The sequence below is a fragment of the Rahnella sp. PAMC25559 genome (genome assembly GCF_050632365.1).
Classification (GTDB): Bacteria; Pseudomonadota; Gammaproteobacteria; order Enterobacterales; family Enterobacteriaceae; genus Rahnella; species Rahnella rivi.
Map to the genome: position 1 here is coordinate 2,014,624 of NZ_CP192543.1, position 17,000 is coordinate 2,031,623.

General features: G+C 53.0%; 14 protein-coding genes and 1 other annotated feature. Of the genes, 7 read left to right on the forward strand and 7 right to left on the reverse strand.

Annotated features, from left to right (window positions below):
• Positions 1-120: 120 nt before the first annotated feature.
• From ykgO to ACQZQY_RS10530, 4 genes are all read right to left on the reverse strand, one after another.
• Complete coding sequence (gene ykgO / locus ACQZQY_RS10515; RefSeq protein WP_015698299.1) at positions 121-261, reverse strand: type B 50S ribosomal protein L36; 141 nt, start codon at positions 259-261, stop codon at positions 121-123.
• A gap of 21 nt (positions 262-282) precedes the next feature.
• Positions 283-537: a type B 50S ribosomal protein L31 gene (locus ACQZQY_RS10520; RefSeq protein WP_431297063.1), complete on the reverse strand. Its 255-nt coding sequence runs from the start codon at positions 535-537 to the stop codon at positions 283-285.
• A gap of 121 nt (positions 538-658) precedes the next feature.
• Positions 659-3,811 carry a multidrug efflux RND transporter permease subunit AcrB gene (gene acrB, locus ACQZQY_RS10525; RefSeq protein ID WP_056771158.1) on the reverse strand — a complete coding sequence of 1,051 codons (3,153 nt, stop codon included), beginning with the start codon at positions 3,809-3,811 and terminating at the stop codon, positions 659-661.
• 16 nt (positions 3,812-3,827) lie between these two features.
• Positions 3,828-5,003, reverse strand: a complete 1,176-nt coding sequence (locus ACQZQY_RS10530; RefSeq protein ID WP_056771160.1) for an efflux RND transporter periplasmic adaptor subunit — start codon at positions 5,001-5,003, stop codon at positions 3,828-3,830.
• 141 nt (positions 5,004-5,144) lie between these two features.
• Between ACQZQY_RS10530 and acrR the strand changes: the two genes are divergently transcribed.
• Together acrR and mscK are read left to right on the forward strand one after the other, a co-directional pair.
• Positions 5,145-5,792 (forward strand): multidrug efflux transporter transcriptional repressor AcrR, encoded by a 648-nt coding sequence (acrR, locus tag ACQZQY_RS10535; RefSeq protein WP_056771163.1) that lies wholly within the window; start codon positions 5,145-5,147, stop codon positions 5,790-5,792.
• Positions 5,793-5,957: 165 nt separating this feature from the next.
• A complete protein-coding gene (gene mscK, locus ACQZQY_RS10540; RefSeq protein WP_431297064.1) occupies positions 5,958-9,353 on the forward strand; it encodes a mechanosensitive channel MscK in 3,396 nt (1,131 codons plus the stop codon).
• Positions 9,354-9,428: 75 nt separating this feature from the next.
• On the opposite strand, the gene rsmS is transcribed toward mscK, so the two are convergent.
• Positions 9,429-9,602 carry a pleiotropic regulatory protein RsmS gene (gene rsmS, locus ACQZQY_RS10545; protein ID WP_072158052.1) on the reverse strand — a complete coding sequence of 58 codons (174 nt, stop codon included), beginning with the start codon at positions 9,600-9,602 and terminating at the stop codon, positions 9,429-9,431.
• Between the two features lie 95 nt (positions 9,603-9,697).
• Complete coding sequence (priC, locus tag ACQZQY_RS10550) at positions 9,698-10,234, reverse strand: primosomal replication protein PriC (protein ID WP_056771173.1); 537 nt, start codon at positions 10,232-10,234, stop codon at positions 9,698-9,700.
• A gap of 104 nt (positions 10,235-10,338) precedes the next feature.
• Between priC and ACQZQY_RS10555 the strand changes: the two genes are divergently transcribed.
• Positions 10,339-10,707, forward strand: a complete 369-nt coding sequence (locus tag ACQZQY_RS10555) for a DUF454 family protein (RefSeq protein ID WP_431297065.1) — start codon at positions 10,339-10,341, stop codon at positions 10,705-10,707.
• Between the two features lie 184 nt (positions 10,708-10,891).
• Positions 10,892-11,443 carry an adenine phosphoribosyltransferase gene (apt, locus tag ACQZQY_RS10560; RefSeq protein WP_056771179.1) on the forward strand — a complete coding sequence of 184 codons (552 nt, stop codon included), beginning with the start codon at positions 10,892-10,894 and terminating at the stop codon, positions 11,441-11,443.
• Positions 11,444-11,505: 62 nt separating this feature from the next.
• Here the strand turns inward: apt and ACQZQY_RS10565 are convergent, their stop codons facing one another.
• Positions 11,506-13,569 (reverse strand): alpha-amylase, encoded by a 2,064-nt coding sequence (locus ACQZQY_RS10565; RefSeq protein WP_431297066.1) that lies wholly within the window; start codon positions 13,567-13,569, stop codon positions 11,506-11,508.
• Between the two features lie 321 nt (positions 13,570-13,890).
• On the opposite strand from ACQZQY_RS10565, the gene dnaX reads away from it, so the two are divergent.
• The 3 genes from dnaX to recR all read left to right on the forward strand — a co-directional run bounded on the left by dnaX (position 13,891) and on the right by recR (position 16,846).
• Positions 13,891-15,870, forward strand: a complete 1,980-nt coding sequence (gene dnaX / locus ACQZQY_RS10570; RefSeq protein ID WP_431297067.1) for a DNA polymerase III subunit gamma/tau — start codon at positions 13,891-13,893, stop codon at positions 15,868-15,870.
• Positions 15,203-15,267: a sequence feature (DnaX frameshifting element), on the forward strand. It overlaps the preceding gene by 65 nt.
• A gap of 41 nt (positions 15,871-15,911) precedes the next feature.
• The gene (locus tag ACQZQY_RS10575; RefSeq protein ID WP_056771195.1) at positions 15,912-16,241 is read left to right on the forward strand and encodes a YbaB/EbfC family nucleoid-associated protein; all 330 of its coding nucleotides are present in this window, start codon (positions 15,912-15,914) and stop codon (positions 16,239-16,241) included.
• Entirely contained in the window at positions 16,241-16,846 is a 606-nt protein-coding gene (gene recR / locus ACQZQY_RS10580) for a recombination mediator RecR (protein ID WP_056771197.1), read from the forward strand. Before ACQZQY_RS10575 ends, recR begins: the two co-directional genes overlap by 1 nt.
• Positions 16,847-17,000: the final 154 nt, after the last annotated feature.

Here is a 17,000-nt window from a genome sequence, read left to right on the forward strand (position 1 = left end):
CTACCCTCCCCACGGTTTGTACGTGGGGAGATTTACATCATGTCTTAGCATAGAAAAAGCCCCGTCGGGCAAGCGACGGGGCTTTTGTTTTTTCAGGCGTAAGGCCGTATGAGACAGCGCTTAGCGTTTTTTCTTCTTGCCTTGCACGGCTTTAAACCGTGGATTGCTTTTGCAAATCACATAAATCCGCCCTTTACGACGAACAACGCGGCAATCCGGATGACGTTTTTTAGCCGAACGTAGTGAACTCAGAACCTGCATAAAAATTCTCCCTGATGCTGATTACTTCTTACCGAGGAAGCTGCCGAAACGCTGGTTGAAGCGTGCGGTGCTGCCTTCTTTTGAATACTCTTTCTGCTTGCCGGTGTAGTACGGATGCGATGCGGAAGACACTTCAATAGTGATATAGGGGAAAGTGACACCTTCCAGATCAATGGTACGGTCAGTCGAGATGGTCGAACCGACTTTGAAGTATTCGTTAGCGCTGGTGTCGTGAAATACAACCGTGCGGTGAGCAGGATGGATAGCGGGTTTCATAATGCCTCTAAATGTTATGTTATACTATAACAATAAGTATGCGCCCATCTGTTTTCATGTTCAAGCATCAGACGAAAAAAAAGGCCGCATAAGCGGCCTTTCGTCAGGGTAGGGGATCCGGTTACAGCGTCGGATGCTCTACTTTATGCGTATGTTCAATGTCTTCATTCTTCTTACCGAAGCGGCGGCGAACCACCACGAAGAAGACTGGAACAAAGAAGATCGCCAACAGCGTTGCCGTGATCATCCCGCCCATAACGCCGGTACCTACGGCGTTCTGAGAACCGGAACCTGCGCCGGAGCTGATAACCAGCGGCATTACACCGAGGATGAAGGCCAGTGACGTCATCAGTATCGGACGCAGACGCATACGGACGGCTTCCAGCGTTGACTCAATCAGTCCTTTACCTTCTTTATCCATGAGGTCTTTGGCGAACTCAACAATCAATATGGCGTTCTTCGCTGACAGCCCTATGGTGGTTAACAGACCCACCTGGAAGTAAACGTCGTTGCTCAGACCGCGCATCGTTGCTGCCAGAAGCGCACCCACAACACCAAGTGGAACGACCAGCATGACCGAGAACGGAATCGACCAGCTCTCATACAACGCCGCCAGACACAGGAACACGACAATCAGCGAGATAGCGTACAACGCCGGAGCCTGGTTACCGGATAAACGTTCCTGATAAGACAGACCTGTCCAGTCATAGCCGATGCCGCTTGGCAGTTTAGAAGCCAGAGACTCCATCATCGCCATCGCATCACCACTACTCTTGCCCGGAGCTGGCTGACCAAGGATTTCCATCGATGGCAAACCGTTATAACGTTCCAGACGCGGTGAACCGTATTCCCATTTCGCGCTGGAGAACGCGGAGAATGGCACCATCTGACCCGCGCTGCCGCGGACGTACAGATTGTTAATGTCTGAAGGCAACATGCGGTACTTATTTTCAGCCTGCACGTACACTTTCTTCACGCGACCACGGTCGATGAAGTCGTTGACGTAGCTACCACCAATCGAAGCACCTAACGTGGTGTTGATGTCGGAAATAGACACGCCAAGCGCCGTAGCTTTTTCCTGATCAATTTCGATTTTATATTGTGGAGTATCTTCCAGACCGTTCGGACGAACCTGAGTCAGCAAGTCCGGATGCTCAGCAATCATGCCCAGCAACTGGTTACGTGCCTGCGTCAGTTTGTCATGCCCAAGGTTAGCCTGGTCAATCAGCTGGAAGTCGAAGCCTGTCGCCGTACCCAACTCAACAATTGCCGGTAAGTTGAACGGGAACACCAGTGCATCTTTAATGGTGCTGAATGCGCCCATTGCGCGGCCTGCAATCGCAGGAACTTTGTTTTCAGCGCCGCTACGCTCAGACCAGTCTTTAAGACTGACGAACGCGATACCGGTGTTCTGACCACGACCCGCGAAACCAAAGCCGTTAACAGTAAACACGGAGTTCACGTTGGCTTTTTCTTTCGTCAGATAGTAATCGCTGACTTCATCGAGCACTTTCTGTGTACGTTCCTGGGTCGCACCTGCAGGCAACTGTGCCATGGTCAGGAATACGCCCTGGTCTTCTTCCGGAAGGAAGGAGGTTGGCAGGCGAATGAACAGGAATGCCATGCCGACAACGATCAGCAGGTAAATCACCAGATAACGACCCGTGCTGCGCAGAATGTTGCCCACGCTGTCGGTGTAGTGGTGCGTACTTTGCTCGAATTTCTTGTTAAACCAGCCGAAGAAACCTTTCTTCTCGTGGTGCTCGCCTTTGGCAATCGGCTTAAGCATGGTCGCACAAAGCGCAGGCGTCAGGATCATTGCCACCAGAACCGACAGCACCATGGCAGATACGATGGTGATGGAGAACTGACGATAGATAACCCCGGTCGAACCGCCGAAGAAGGCCATCGGGATGAATACTGCGGACAGCACCATCGCGATCCCCACCAGTGCACCCTGGATTTGCTCCATGGATTTCTTGGTAGCTTCTTTCGGTGGCAGCCCATCTTCAACCATGACGCGCTCGACGTTCTCGACCACGACGATGGCGTCATCGACGAGCAAGCCTATCGCGAGCACCATCCCGAACATCGTCAGGGTGTTTATCGAATAGCCAAACGCAGAAAGGACGGCAAACGTACCGAGCAATACCACCGGAACGGCAATCGTTGGGATCAGCGTTGCGCGGAAGTTTTGCAGGAACAAGAACATCACCAGGAATACCAGGACGATGGCCTCGAACAGTGTTTTACCCACTTCTTTAATCGAGATTTTTACAAACGGCGTGGTGTCATAAGGATAAACAACTTCCAGGCCTGCCGGGAAGAACGGCTGCAGTTTAGCCAGCGTTGCCTTGACCGATGCTGCTGTATCAAGGGCGTTCGCGCCGGTCGCCAGTTTGATACCCAAACCGGAAGCAGGTTGTCCGTTGAAGCGGGCAATAACGTCGTAGTTTTCACCACCCAGTTCAATCTTCGCCACGTCTTTTAGGCGAACCTGAGAGCCGTCCTGATTCACTTTCAGAATGATTTTACCGAACTCATCGGCGGACTTCAGACGTGTCTGAGCCACGATAGAGGAGTTCAGCTGCTGACCAGGAACCGGCGGTGTACCACCGAGCTGACCTGCTGCAATCTGGTTGTTCTGGATTTTAATGGCATTGATGACATCAACCGGCGTCAGCTGGAAGTTGTTCAGTTTGTTTGGATCCATCCAGATACGCATTGCGTACTGAGCACCAAACAGCTGAACGTCACCTACGCCTGATGTACGGCTGACCGGGTCTTTGATGTTCGAACCCACGTAGTCGGCGATATCATCCTGCGTCATTGTGCCGTTGTTAGAAATAAAGCCTGCGACCATCAGGAAGCTGCTGCTCGATTTCTCTACGGAAATACCCTGTTGCTGAACTTCCTGCGGCAGCAATGGCGTTGCCAGCTGCAGTTTGTTCTGAACCTGAACCTGTGCGATATCCGCATCGGTACCGGAAGCAAACGTAAGAGTGATCTGGACAGTACCTGAAGAGTCACTGGTCGACGACATGTACATCATGTTGTCGATACCGTTCATGTTCTGTTCAATAACCTGGGTGACCGTATCCTGAACCGTTTGCGCATCGGCGCCCGGATAAGTTGCGGTCAGCTGGATAGCCGGTGGCGCAACCGTTGGATACTGTGCGATAGGCAATTTAAGAATTGCCAATGCCCCTGCCAACATGATGATGATGGCGATCACCCATGCAAAGATGGGACGATCTATAAAAAACTTAGCCATGAATTACCGGCTCCTATTAAGACTTCGTCGCTGTATCGGATGCAGCTGCTTTTTGATCAACTTCCTGTGCAGTAACCTGTACGCCCGGCTTAATTTTTTGCAGACCTGTTACGATGACTTTATCGCCACTTTTCAGGCCATCGGTCACAACCCATTTATCGCCGATTGCTTGTGTGGTCGTCACGGTACGAAGCTCAACTTTATTGTCAGCACCAATCACCATCGCCGTTGCATCACCACGTGGGTTACGGGTAATACCTTGCTGAGGAACCAGCAGAGCGTTGTTGTTTACGCCTTCATCCAGACGCGCGCGCACAAACATACCTGGCAGCAGTGAGTCCTGTGGATTCGGGAAGATGGCACGCAGCGTAATAGAGCCCGTGGTTTCATCAACAGTCACATCAGAGAATTCTAATGTACCCGCCTGTGAATATTCCTTACCGTTGTCCATCAGCAGTTTGACTTGTGCTTTACCGTTGGCTTGTTTCAGGGAGCCGTCAGCCAGTTCCTGTTTCAGACGCAGGAAATCGTTGCTCGACTGAGTCACGTCAACGTAGATAGGATCGAGTTGTTGCACGGTCGCCAGCGCAGTCGCCTGACCGTTTGACACCAGCGCACCTTCAGTCACAGACGAAATACCGATACGTCCGCTGATAGGGGAGGTGACTTTGGTGTATGCCAGATTGATACGGGCGGTTTCGACGGCCGCTTTAGCACTGACCACGGCAGCATCAGCTTGCGCAGCGGTTGCGACTGCGGTGTCGTAATCCTGCTTACTGATGTAGTTGGTGCCGAGCAGAGGTTTGTAGCGATTCACGGTCACGCGGGAAATCTGTGCGTTGGCCTGAGCTTTAACCAGATCGCCTTTAGCGCTGTCATACGCGGCCTGATAAGTGGCTGGATCAATTTGATATAAAGAGGTGCCAGCTTTGACTTCGCTGCCTTCAACAAAGTTGCGTTTCAGAATGATACCGCCAACTTGCGGACGTACTTCAGCAATGCGGAAAGCAGCAGTACGACCTGGAAGTTCGGTAGTCACATTCAGCGGTTCAGTTTTCAGGGTAACGACGCCAACCTGCGGAGCATGGGGTGCGCCTTGTTGAGCTTCTTTATCGTTACATCCTGTAAGTGCTATGCTTCCGGATAGCATCAGAACTACCGCCAGAGGCGTTAACCCTCTGTTTTTGTTCATAAATAAACCTCAAGTGTCCGATTTCAAATTGTCCAATGGATCACAACATTCCAAATCCATTGCTGCGCTTTTAGTATGTGCATGCTATGTTACATACATTCAAGAATGTATGTAAATCAAACTCCCCTGAAAGATAAACCTATGGCACGAAAAACCAAATCACAGGCGCTGGAAACCAGACAACAGATTCTGGATGCTGCTGTGCGAGAGTTTTCTGCCCGTGGGGTATCGTCGACATCACTGACTGATATTGCGAATGCAGCCGGTGTGACGCGGGGCGCAATTTATTGGCATTTCAGGAACAAAGTAGAACTGTTTAACGCGATTTGGGAAGCCTATGAATCCCGTATAAAAGTGCTCGAAGTAGAGTATCAGACAAAGTTTCCGAATAATCCACTGCGCATTTTGCGCGAAATCTTAATTTACATTCTTGTTTCTACGGTGACCGATACACAACGTAAAGCACTGATGGAGATTATATTCCATAAATGTGAATTTGTTGGGGAGATGACGTCGGTACACGAAGCGCGCAAATCACTTTATATGGAAGGGTACGGTAAAATTGAACGTATTCTGCTGCGCTGCATTGATGAAAAACAGTTGCCCGCCGAACTGGATACCCGCCAGGCGGCCATTATCCTGCGCGCTTACATCACGGGTCTGATGGAAAACTGGTTATTTATACCGGAAAGCTTTGATTTAGAAGCCAATGCCGGCAGATTCATCGATACCTATCTTGATATGCTTCGCCATTCCTCCTATCTCATTGCAACTAAAACGCCGCATTAATCATTTCTGTTAAAAATAATAAGCCTGCAATCTTTATCCTTTATTCTGCGTAAAATATCACCCATCGCATGTTGTATTCTGAAACGCTTTTCCCCTTCCTTTCGGACTGAAGGCTGCTATTGTCGTCACCATCTATTCATTCGGTAAATGAGTTGAAGTTTACGTATGTTGATCCGGTTTCTGACCGCACCTTCTGAACGCACATTAACCCGGAAAAAACACGGGATAATTCGTATTTATTCGCTCATTATGTGCGCAGCACTTTTACTTTTCTCGCTTCCTTCTCTGGCGGCAAGTAACGATGTTCCCTCCCGCAATGAAGTGCAAAACCAGCTCGATGCCCTTAACCGGCAAAAAAATCTCACGCCGGTTGATAAATTGTCACAACAGGATTTGATTCACACCCTCGAGTACCTTGATGCGCTGGATCGCGTGAAGCAGGATGCCACGCAATTGCATCAGCAGGTGACCGAAGCGCCGCAGAAATTGCGCGCAGCAATGGACGGGCTCGATCAACTCAAAAACAGCGCGAAAGACGACGTGAATAAAGCGCAGCTTTCTTCTCTGGCCCTGCGCCAGTTGGAGAACCGTCTTAACGATACCCTCGACGATCTTCAGTCTTCACAGGAAGATCTCTCGACGTTCAACACCCAGTTAATCTCCCTGCAAACCCAGCCGGAAAGGGTGCAGAACGCCATGTATTCCTATTCCATGGCCATCCAGAAAATCCGCAATCAGCTTAACGGGATGTCGCCAGGACAGCAGGATTTACGTAATACGCAGCAAACCATGCTGGTGACCCAGCAGGCATTGCTGAATGCGCAGATTGATTTGCAACGTAAAAGTCTTGAAGCCAACACCACGTTGCAAGATTTACTGCAAAAACAACGTGATTACACCAATGCGCATATCAATCAGCTAGAACATACCGCTCAGTTATTACAGGAGGTGGTAAACGGCAAACGCCTGATCCTCTCCGAGCGCACCGCGAAAGAAGCCCAGACGCCGGACGACACCTCCAATATTCAGAACGACCCGCTGGTGGCGCAGGAGCTGGACATCAACCGCAAGCTGAGTGAGCGTCTGATTGCCGCGACCGAAGAGGGCAATCAGCTGGTGCAAAACAACATCACGGTGAAAAACTGGCTGGACCGTTCAGCGCAGGCGGAGCACGACCTGAAAGAACAGATTAACGTGCTCAAGGGCAGCCTCCTGTTGTCGCGCATCCTTTATCAGCAGCAGCAAAATACCATCCCGCCTTCAGGGCTGGTGACCGACATGAGTACGCGTATTGCAGATTTACGCCTGGAACAGTTCAAAATTAACCAGCAGCGTGATGCGCTGTTTCAGGGTGACAGCTACATTCAGGGCGTGGTCAGCAATAGTAAAGAAACCATTAATGAAGATATCAGCGACGCGTTAGATCAGATCGTCGATATGCGCCGCGAATTGCTGGATCAGCTGAATAAACAGCTCGGTAATCAGCTTTCGCTGGCGATTAATTTGCAGATTAATCAGCAGCAGTTGCTCAGCATCAACCAGTCTTTGACGGAAACGCTGACGCAGCAGATTTTCTGGGTAAGCAGTAATAAGCCGATGAACTGGGAGTTCATCAAATCGCTGCCCGGTGACGTCAAAAACCAGCTGAGCAGTCTGAGCATCAGCATTCCCCGTGGCGAGCTGATGCTGGGCGCGATTCACTCGTTGCCGGTGACCGTTCCGTTGCTGGTGGCGATCCTTGTGCTGCTGTGGCGAAGAAAATACATCAATCAGCGGATCGAAAGCCTGAGTAACGATGTCGGGCAGCTCAGGCGCGACAGCCAGATGCACACGCCGCAGGCGCTGTTGCTGATGGTGCTCAACGTGTTGCCGGGCGTATTACTGATGCTCGGTGTTGGTTACTGGTTTTCGCAGTGCGATATCGCACTCAACGACTTCTTATGGACGCTCTCGCAGCGGCTGGCCGTTTTCCAGCTGGTGATGGGATTCTGCTATCGCATACTGAAACCCGGTGGAATCAATGAGCGCCACTTCGCGATGCCTGCAACGACCTGTGCGCATTACCGCCGCTCGGTGATCCGCCTGAGTCTGGTGATGTTACCACTGATTTTCTGGTCGGTGCGTGGTGAAAAAGCGCCGCTCGGTCTGGTGGATGACATCATCGGGCAGGTGGTGATTTTCCTGACGCTTATTGCGCTGACGGTGCTGGTCTTTCCGATCGCGCGCGACGGCTGGCGGGATAAAGACTCACACAGCATTCGTCTGGTGATGGTGACGGCTATCGCGCTGGCGCCGGCTTTCCTCGTCGGGCTGGTGGTCACGGGGTATTTTTACACCACACTGCGTCTGGCCGGGCGCTGGCTTGACAGCCTGTATCTGCTGATATTCTGGAACATTATTTACCTTACCGCGCTGCGCGGACTGAGCGTGGCGGCACGGCGTCTGGCGTACCGGCGTGCGCTGGCACGGCGTCAGACCACGGCGGTCAAAGACGGCGTGGAAGGAAATGAACCGGTCGAAGAACCTCCGCTGGGGCTGGATCAGATCAACCAGCAGTCATTGCGACTGACCACCATGGTGCTGTTCTTTATTTTCGCGTCGGTGTTCTATTGGATCTGGTCGGATTTACTGACGGTCATCTCTTATCTCGACAGTATTTCGCTGTGGCATTACTCCGGCACGGTCGCGGGCACGGTGACACAGCAAACTGTGACGCTGGGGAATTTACTGCTCGGCTTCCTGGCGGTGATTGTCGCTTATGTGCTCACGCGCAACTTACCGGGCTTGCTTGAAGTGGTGGTTCTCTCGCGGTTGCAACTGCGGCAGGGCACCTCTTACGCGATTACCACGATCCTCACCTATTCGATCACGGTGATCGGTGCCGTGACTGCGCTCGGATCGCTCGGTGTCTCCTGGGACAAATTACAATGGCTGGTGGCCGCGCTGTCGGTGGGTCTTGGTTTCGGCTTACAGGAAATTTTCGCCAACTTCGTCTCCGGCCTGATCATCCTGTTTGAGCGCCCGGTACGTATCGGCGATACCGTGACTATCGGCAGCTTCTCCGGCACGGTCAGCCGGATCCGGATCCGCGCCACCACCATCACTGACTTTGATCGTAAAGAAGTGATTATTCCCAACAAAGCCTTCGTGACCGAAAGGCTGATCAACTGGTCGCTGACGGATACCGTGACCCGCGTGCTGATAAAAATCGGCGTGGCGTACGGGTCAGACCTCGACAAAGTGAAGGAGATTTTATTGCAGGCGGCGCATGAAAACCCGCGGGTAATGAACGATCCTTCGCCGCTGGTATTTTTCCTTAACTTCGGCGCAAGCACGCTGGATCATGAATTGCGCGTGTATGTCCGTGAATTAGGTGACCGCAGTTACACCGTCGATGAGCTGAACCGCAGCATTGATAAACTTTGCCGTGAGAACGGCATCAATATCGCCTTCAATCAGCTCGAAGTGTATTTGCATAATCAGGACGGTAATGAAATTCAGGAAGTGAAGCGGATGATGAGGCAGCCGGGAGATGAACCGGACGCGGTCACGCAAGGTTAGGGAGGGAGTGCAAATCAGGGGAAAGTATCAGATCCCCTGACCAGCCACACGTCGGCGCTCAGCGAGGCTGACGGTTTACAGGTAACTCACTGAAAGCGAACTTTTGCTGTTTTTCAGCTTTTCCTGATAATCGCGCTGCACAATTTCCAGTGCGGCAAGGGCGGTTTCAGGGGCGATTTCATTGCACTCGAGCAGGTAAATCAGATCGACAGCAAGCTGAAGTTCGGGAGGCGCATTTTCTACTGACATATTGGCCAACATTATAATTAGCAGGTTTTGGACTTATCATTATAGATAACAAAAGGCCGGGTTAGCAGGCCGGATTAAAAAAATGTGATAAAGATTCAAAAACCTTTTTCCTGTCTTTCAATCTGGCGCTCGATTTTTGCCAGCGCCTGGCGGCAACGCATAAGCCGTCCCTCTAATGCCGCCAGCTCCTTTTGTACGCGCTGCTGATCGCTGAACGTCGACAGTTGTCCCAGCGTCGTTTCCCGGTCCTCAATCATCGCAATCAGCCGACGCTCAAACTGCTGTGTTTCCGCCAGTTTGGTGTAGTTATCATGACTTTTACGTTCCGGGGTCTGATGCGTTTTCCGCAGGGTCTGGGTGGCGAGTTCGCGTTGCATGGCGGTGATTTGTGCCACCAGCCGCTCTGCGATAAAAGCCACCTGAGCGGAACGCTTTTCTGCCACTTCCTGATTCAGCTGACGCAAATTATTTTTGATTTCTGCCAGATAATCCCGCAGGCGTGTGCCTTTGGTGGAAAAAAGGGCGATATCGAAGCGCGCCTGCGTGGCGGAGACATGGCCGATAGGTTCAATTTCCCGCGACAGTGTTTCGATCTGCTGATCAAGGACATGTAAAATTCGTTCTGTGCTCACGGGAAATCTCCATTGATAGTTCGCAAATATGACAGCTTTGCCGCGTCAGTTTACACTGGCCGGAGCAATACTTGCCGTGGTTTATCCGAATTAAAAGGAATTGAATGAAACGCGTACTACTGATTATCGTTGGCTGGATCTGCGTGGTGCTGGCGACGCTGGGTGTGGTGCTGCCATTACTGCCTACCACACCGTTTCTTTTGCTGGCCGCCTGGTGTTTTGCCCGCTCGTCGCCGCGTTTTCATCACTGGCTGCTGCACCGTTCCTGGTTCGGTAGCTATTTGCGCCACTGGCAACAACATCGCGCATTGCCGAAAGGGGCAAAAACCAAAGCGGTTGCCCTGATTCTGGTCACTTTCGCCGTCTCGATATATTTTGTGCCGTTATTATGGGTGCGTATTTTATTACTCTGCATGATGTTTATGCTGCTGTTTATGATGTGGCGATTACCAGTGGTTGACCTTGAGCAATAAAAAAGGCGATCATGTCCGGCTGCGGGTTGCTTTTTAAAGCGGCTTTGCATAGATTTGGGCATCTCGTACGTCGGTGCGCTCCCAATTTCCTTCCTTAGACGACATGCTTTTTACAAGGCATGACGGGGGACATTTGACCGCCCGCGTTTAAGTATGAACAGCAGCTATATCAGGCAATGACATTATGACCGCTACCGCACAGCAGCTTCAGTTTATTAAAGACAGTATTAAAACCATCCCTGATTACCCTAAGCCAGGCATACTGTTCCGCGACGTCACCAGCTTGCTGGAAGACCCGAAAGCGTACGCTGAAAGCATTAAATTACTGGCCGATCGTTACCGCGATGCCGGAGTCACCAAAGTGGTGGGCACCGAAGCGCGTGGTTTCCTGTTTGGCGCCCCGGTGGCATTGGTTCTGGGCGTAGGCTTTGTGCCCGTGCGCAAACCGGGTAAATTACCGCGTGAAACCATCAGCGAAACCTACGATCTGGAATACGGCACTGACAGTCTGGAAATCCACGTGGATGCCATTCAGCCGGGCGAAAAAATTCTGGTGATCGACGATCTGCTGGCAACGGGTGGCACCATTGAAGCCACAGCGAAACTGATCCGCCGTTTGGGTGGGGAAGTGACCGATGCTGCTTTCATCATCAATCTGCCGGAACTGGGCGGTGAAAAACGCCTGAACTCCCTGAACATTCACTGTTACAGCCTGGTTTCTTTCGACGGGCATTGATTGATATAAACAGTTGATGTGAACTGGCCTCGCCGTTAACGCGAGGCCTTTTGCTTTCTGCGTTACTCTTTTCCGCTTTCTCCCGCCCAGACCACTACCACTTTATCGTCATTATGCTGACGGCTGAAGGCGTAATATTGCGCCGTCTGCTGCGATTTCTGTACCCCTGCGCCGACCGCCGGATGCCGCTCCCTGAATATGCCCAGCTTTTGCCAGTGCGTGAGCAGCGCCTGTTTCGCGCCGGTCAGCTCTTGCCAGTTCATGTCAGATCGCGTTCCCTGCAAAGGGTCCGAGCCCGTCGGGCCAGACTGTCGTCCGCTTTCGTCGCCGTAAAAGATCTGCACCGCGCCGGGTGCCAGCAGGAGCACATCGGCTGCGCGTTGCTGCAAAGACAGAGATCCTTTGGCATCAGCGGCAAAAAACAGCCGGGTATCATGGGATGAGAGATAACTCAGCACATTAAAATCCTGCATTTTTTCTGCCATCTGCTGATAAGTTGCATCGATATTGGCAAAACAGCTCAGCGCCGCCGCGGCCTGATCCTGAAAATCAAAGTTAATCATTGCGTCAAAGCCATTGTCGTAATAATCACTTTTCATTACGCCGTGACCCCAGGCTTCACCGGTCATCCAGAATGGCGTGTCATCCAGCGCCTGGGACGGATTGGCGGCTTTCCACTGTTTCAGCGCTTCGGCTGAGCGGGTTTTGAGTAAGGCCAGCGTCGGTTTTTCCACGTGTTTAGCGGTATCGACACGGAATCCGTCAATGCCGTAATCCCGTACCCACTGGCTGAGCCAGGTCACCAGATAATCACGCGGCGTTGCCCCCGGAATTTCACGGGCGGCGGTGTCTGGCTTGTTACGATAGAAAACGGGCAGGCCGCTGGCTTGTGTGGATTCGGTTTTGATATCCGGCAGGAACGCCAGCGACATGGTCAGGTCGTCATAACCGGGTGAGTCATAATTGCCAATGTCGGTGCGGACCCATTTTTTGCCCCACCAGGTGCTCCAGCCGTCTTTGTCGCTGAAATTGATGTCATCATTAAAACTGTGCCAGTTCTGGCCGGGGCCGGGTTTCCAGTCGGTCCAGTTTTTGCCGAGCGTTTTTTCGATGTCGTTGCCTTTCAGATATAACGAGCCGAAATGATAGGTTTGCATATCCGCCAGCGTGGCGTAGCCAGTGTGATTGACCACCACGTCAAACAGAATGCGGATCCCGCGTTTGTGCGCCTCGCTGACCAGTTTTTGCAAGTCTTCGCCGGTGCCCATATTGGCGTCCAGTTTTGTCCAGTCGAGGGTGTAATAGCCGTGATAGGCATAATGCGGGAAATCGCCTTTGGTGCCGCCGCCGACCCAGCCGTGGATTTGTTCCAGCGGCGAACTGATCCACAGCGCGTTGACGCCCAGTTGTTGCAGATAATCCAGCTTGCCGGTCAGCCCGGCCAGATCGCCGCCGTGGAAAGTGCCGATTTCCTGCATTCCGTCACTGTGACGGCCATAGCTGTGATCGTTATCCGGATTGCCGTTTTCGAATCTGTCGGTCAGCACGAAATAGACCGTGGCGTTTTTCCAGCTAAAGGCGGCGGATTTTTTGTGCTCCGCAGATTCGAGCAACAGCAGGCCGCCGCTGGCCGGATCGGGTGTCATCGTGATGTGACCGCCGGTGACCTGTGCGTTCTGGCCGGAATAAAAGTCGCGCACCGTTTCGCCGTCGGCAAATGTGCCGGAGACATCGACGTTCAGCGGTTTGCCATCCCATCGCGGACAAGTTTTTGTCACGGCGACGACACTTTCCTGCACCGTTTTCAGGCTCAGCTGAAGCGTGGGGGTGCCGCTGCGGGTATCAATCCGTACCTGATAATCCCCTGCGCGGAACTGTTTCCAGCTAACCGGCGCATTCTTTTCACAGGGTTGCAGCGACAGCATCTCGTTAAGCTTTACCGCGCCGGTGGGTTGCCAGCACTGATTATCCTGATGTAATTCCAGTGCGCGCTGACCTTTGGGTAGCGCGGCCTGGCTGATGAATATTCCGCTCACCGGTTCGGCAAACGTGGGGAACCCTTGCAGCGTCCAGCTGTGGGCAGCAGGGGAAACGAGCAGTAATAACGGCAGTGTCAGGCGTTTCATGGCTCTCCTTACGCGGGGCAGGAAGCATTATCGGAACAGAGGTGAATTGAGTGTAATCAGTGCACAAAATTTGCCCTCATCCCCTGACGCGAATTATCAGGAGGAGGACGAAGGCGGAGAAACTGCGGCGCGCTGCGCAAAAAGTAAAGTAATAGGAATGATGGCGACCCTGCTGGTACACTAAGGAGTGGCAGTCTGGCTCCGGCATCATTATGCTGAGTCCTCAGTCTCCGTTTCGCAGACCAGCGCAGAAAGACGGGTTAAACGATGTTTTTTCGTGTATCGTCAAATTATTCATTATAAATCAACGATGAAGTGTTAATGAGCTATCAGGTTCTTGCCCGTAAGTGGCGCCCCCAAACTTTTGCCGACGTCGTCGGACAGGAACATGTGCTGACCGCACTGGCTAATGGCCTGTCGCTCGGGCGCATCCATCACGCCTACCTGTTTTCCGGTACCCGTGGCGTGGGGAAAACCACCATTGCCCGTCTGCTGGCGAAAGGACTGAACTGCGAAACCGGCATCACCTCCACGCCATGCGGCGTGTGTGATAACTGCCGCGAGATCGAACAGGGCCGTTTTGTTGATCTGATCGAAATCGACGCCGCCTCCCGGACGAAAGTTGAAGATACCCGCGAATTACTGGATAACGTCCAGTACGCGCCGGCCCGTGGCCGCTTCAAAGTCTATCTGATTGACGAAGTGCACATGCTCTCGCGTCACAGCTTTAATGCGCTGTTGAAAACGCTGGAAGAGCCGCCCGCGCACGTCAAATTCCTGCTGGCGACGACCGATCCGCAGAAATTACCGGTCACGATTTTATCGCGTTGTTTGCAGTTCCATCTTAAAGCGCTGGATCCGGAACAAATCCGCAAACAGCTCGAAAACGTATTAACTCAGGAAACCATTGCCACTGAACCGCGCGCGCTTCAGCTGCTTTCCCGTGCTGCCGACGGCAGTATGCGTGATGCGCTGAGCCTGACCGATCAGGCCATCGCCATGGGGCAGGGCGCGGTGACCACCGAAACCGTGGCACAAATGCTCGGCACCCTCGACGATGAACAGCCGCTGGCGATGTTGGAAGCGCTGGTCAGCGCCGATGGCGGTCAGATGATGGCGCAGGTCGAGCAAGCTGCGTCCCGTGGCGTGGACTGGGAAAATCTGCTGGTAGAAACGCTGGCGCTGCTGCACCGCATTGCCATGGTTCAGCTGTTGCCGTCAGTGCTCGATAATCATTACGCGGCGATTGAGCAACGCCTGCGTGAACTGGCGCGTGTCATTCCGCCGGCTGACGTTCAGCTTTATTACCAGACCTTACTGATTGGCCGCAAAGAGCTGGCGTACGCGCCGGACAAACGCATGGGCGTTGAAATGACGCTGCTGCGCGCGCTGGCCTTCCATCCGAAAGTGATCATTGCTGAACCGGCTCCGCAACCGGCCGCGGCACCTGCTTACGTTGCGCCGCAACCTCACGCACCCGCACAGCATGCCGCGCCGCGCGCCGCCACACCGCAGCAGCCGTCGCCGCAGCAGGGCCACAATGATTCGCCACCGCCGCACGGCAGTGCAGAACCGGCTTCGATGCCGGATTCCACCGCACAGCTGTTGCAGGCGCGAACACAATTACTCAGGCAGCAGGGGAGTACCACCCCAAAAAAAGCTGAGCCGGCAGCGCCAGGAAAAGCGCGGCCGGCAAACTCAGCACTGGAGCGCCTCGCTTCGGTGACTGAACGTGCGCAGACACAGGCCAGCGCGAAAAAAGAGCCCGCTGCGCCGGTCAAAGAAGAAGCGTACCGCTGGAAAGCGCTGACTGAGCCGGAAGAGTCCTCCGAACCAGTGGCCACGCCGAAGGCCTTGCGAACGGCCCTTGAGCATGAAAAATCGCCGGAACTGGCTTCCCGTCTGGCAGAAGAAGCGATTGAACGTGATGAATGGGCAGCCGAAATCAGCCGTCTGACCATTCCGAAACTGGTTCAGCAACTGGCGCTGAATGCGTACCGGGAACAGCCGGAACCGGGCGAAATCTGCCTGCACCTGCGTTCTTCGCAAAAGCATCTGAATTCGCCGTCCGCGCAGAAAGTGCTGGCAGAGGCCTTATCGGCGCTGCATCAGACACCGGTTGAACTCACCGTGCTGGAAGATGATAATCTGGCGGTGAAAACGCCGCTTGAGTGGCGACAGGCCATTTATGAAGAAAAACTGGCGCAGGCGCGTCAGTCAATTATTGCGGATAACAACATTCAGACACTGCGCCGGTTCTTCGACGCAGAGCTTGATGAAGAAAGTATCCGCCCAATTTAAACGCCGCGATTGTGACGCGGCCATTGCTGAGAGAGAAGACTATGTTTGGAAAAGGCGGCATTGGTAACCTGATGAAACAGGCCCAGCAAATGCAGGAAAAAATGCAACAGGCTCAGGCGGAAATCGCTCTGCTGGAAGTCACCGGTGAATCAGGCGCTGGCCTGGTAAAAATCACCATCAACGGTGCGCATAATGTGCGTCGCGTTGAAATTGATCCAAGCCTGCTGGAAGACGATAAAGACATGCTGGAAGATTTGATCGCTGCGGCGTTCAACGATGCTGCACGTCGTATCGAAGAAACTCAGAAAGAAAAAATGGCAGCCGTGTCTGGCGGCATGCAGTTGCCACCAGGCTTTAAGATGCCGTTCTGATGCAAACCAGCCCTCTCCTTGAATCTTTAATGGAGGCGTTGCGTTGCCTGCCGGGCGTTGGCCCGAAGTCTGCGCAACGTATGGCATTTCAGCTGCTGCAACGCGATCGCAGCGGCGGAATGCGGCTGGCGCAGTCTTTAACGCGTGCGATGTCTGAAATCGGCCACTGTGCCGATTGCCGTACGTTCACCGAGCAGGAAATCTGTACGATTTGCGCCAATCCACGGCGTAAAGAAAACGGCCAGATTTGCGTGGTGGAAAGCCCGGCAGACATTCACGCGATAGAACAAACCGGTCAGTTCTCTGGTCGCTATTTTGTGCTGATGGGTCACCTGTCACCGCTTGATGGCATCGGGCCGGACGACATTGGTCTGGGCCGCATGGAAGAGCGTCTTGAAAGTGAAAACATTCAGGAAGTGATCCTTGCGACTAACCCGACGGTCGAAGGTGAAGCAACGGCCAACTACATCGCTGAAATGTGCGGCCAGTACGGCGTGCTGGCGAGCCGTATCGCGCACGGTGTGCCGGTCGGTGGCGAACTGGATATGGTGGACGGCACCACGCTGTCACATTCCCTCGCCGGACGTAATCCCTTCAAGTTCTGACTGTTATGGATCGGGCGCAGCGCAGCGCGCCCGGTTTACTTTCTCCTGTCCTGCTGAATTTCTTCTAAATTATTTTGCCGCATGCTTGAAAACCCCCGTCCCTAACCCCACTTATTCCTCAACGTCTGATTTGGTCAATAACAGTATCTGGATT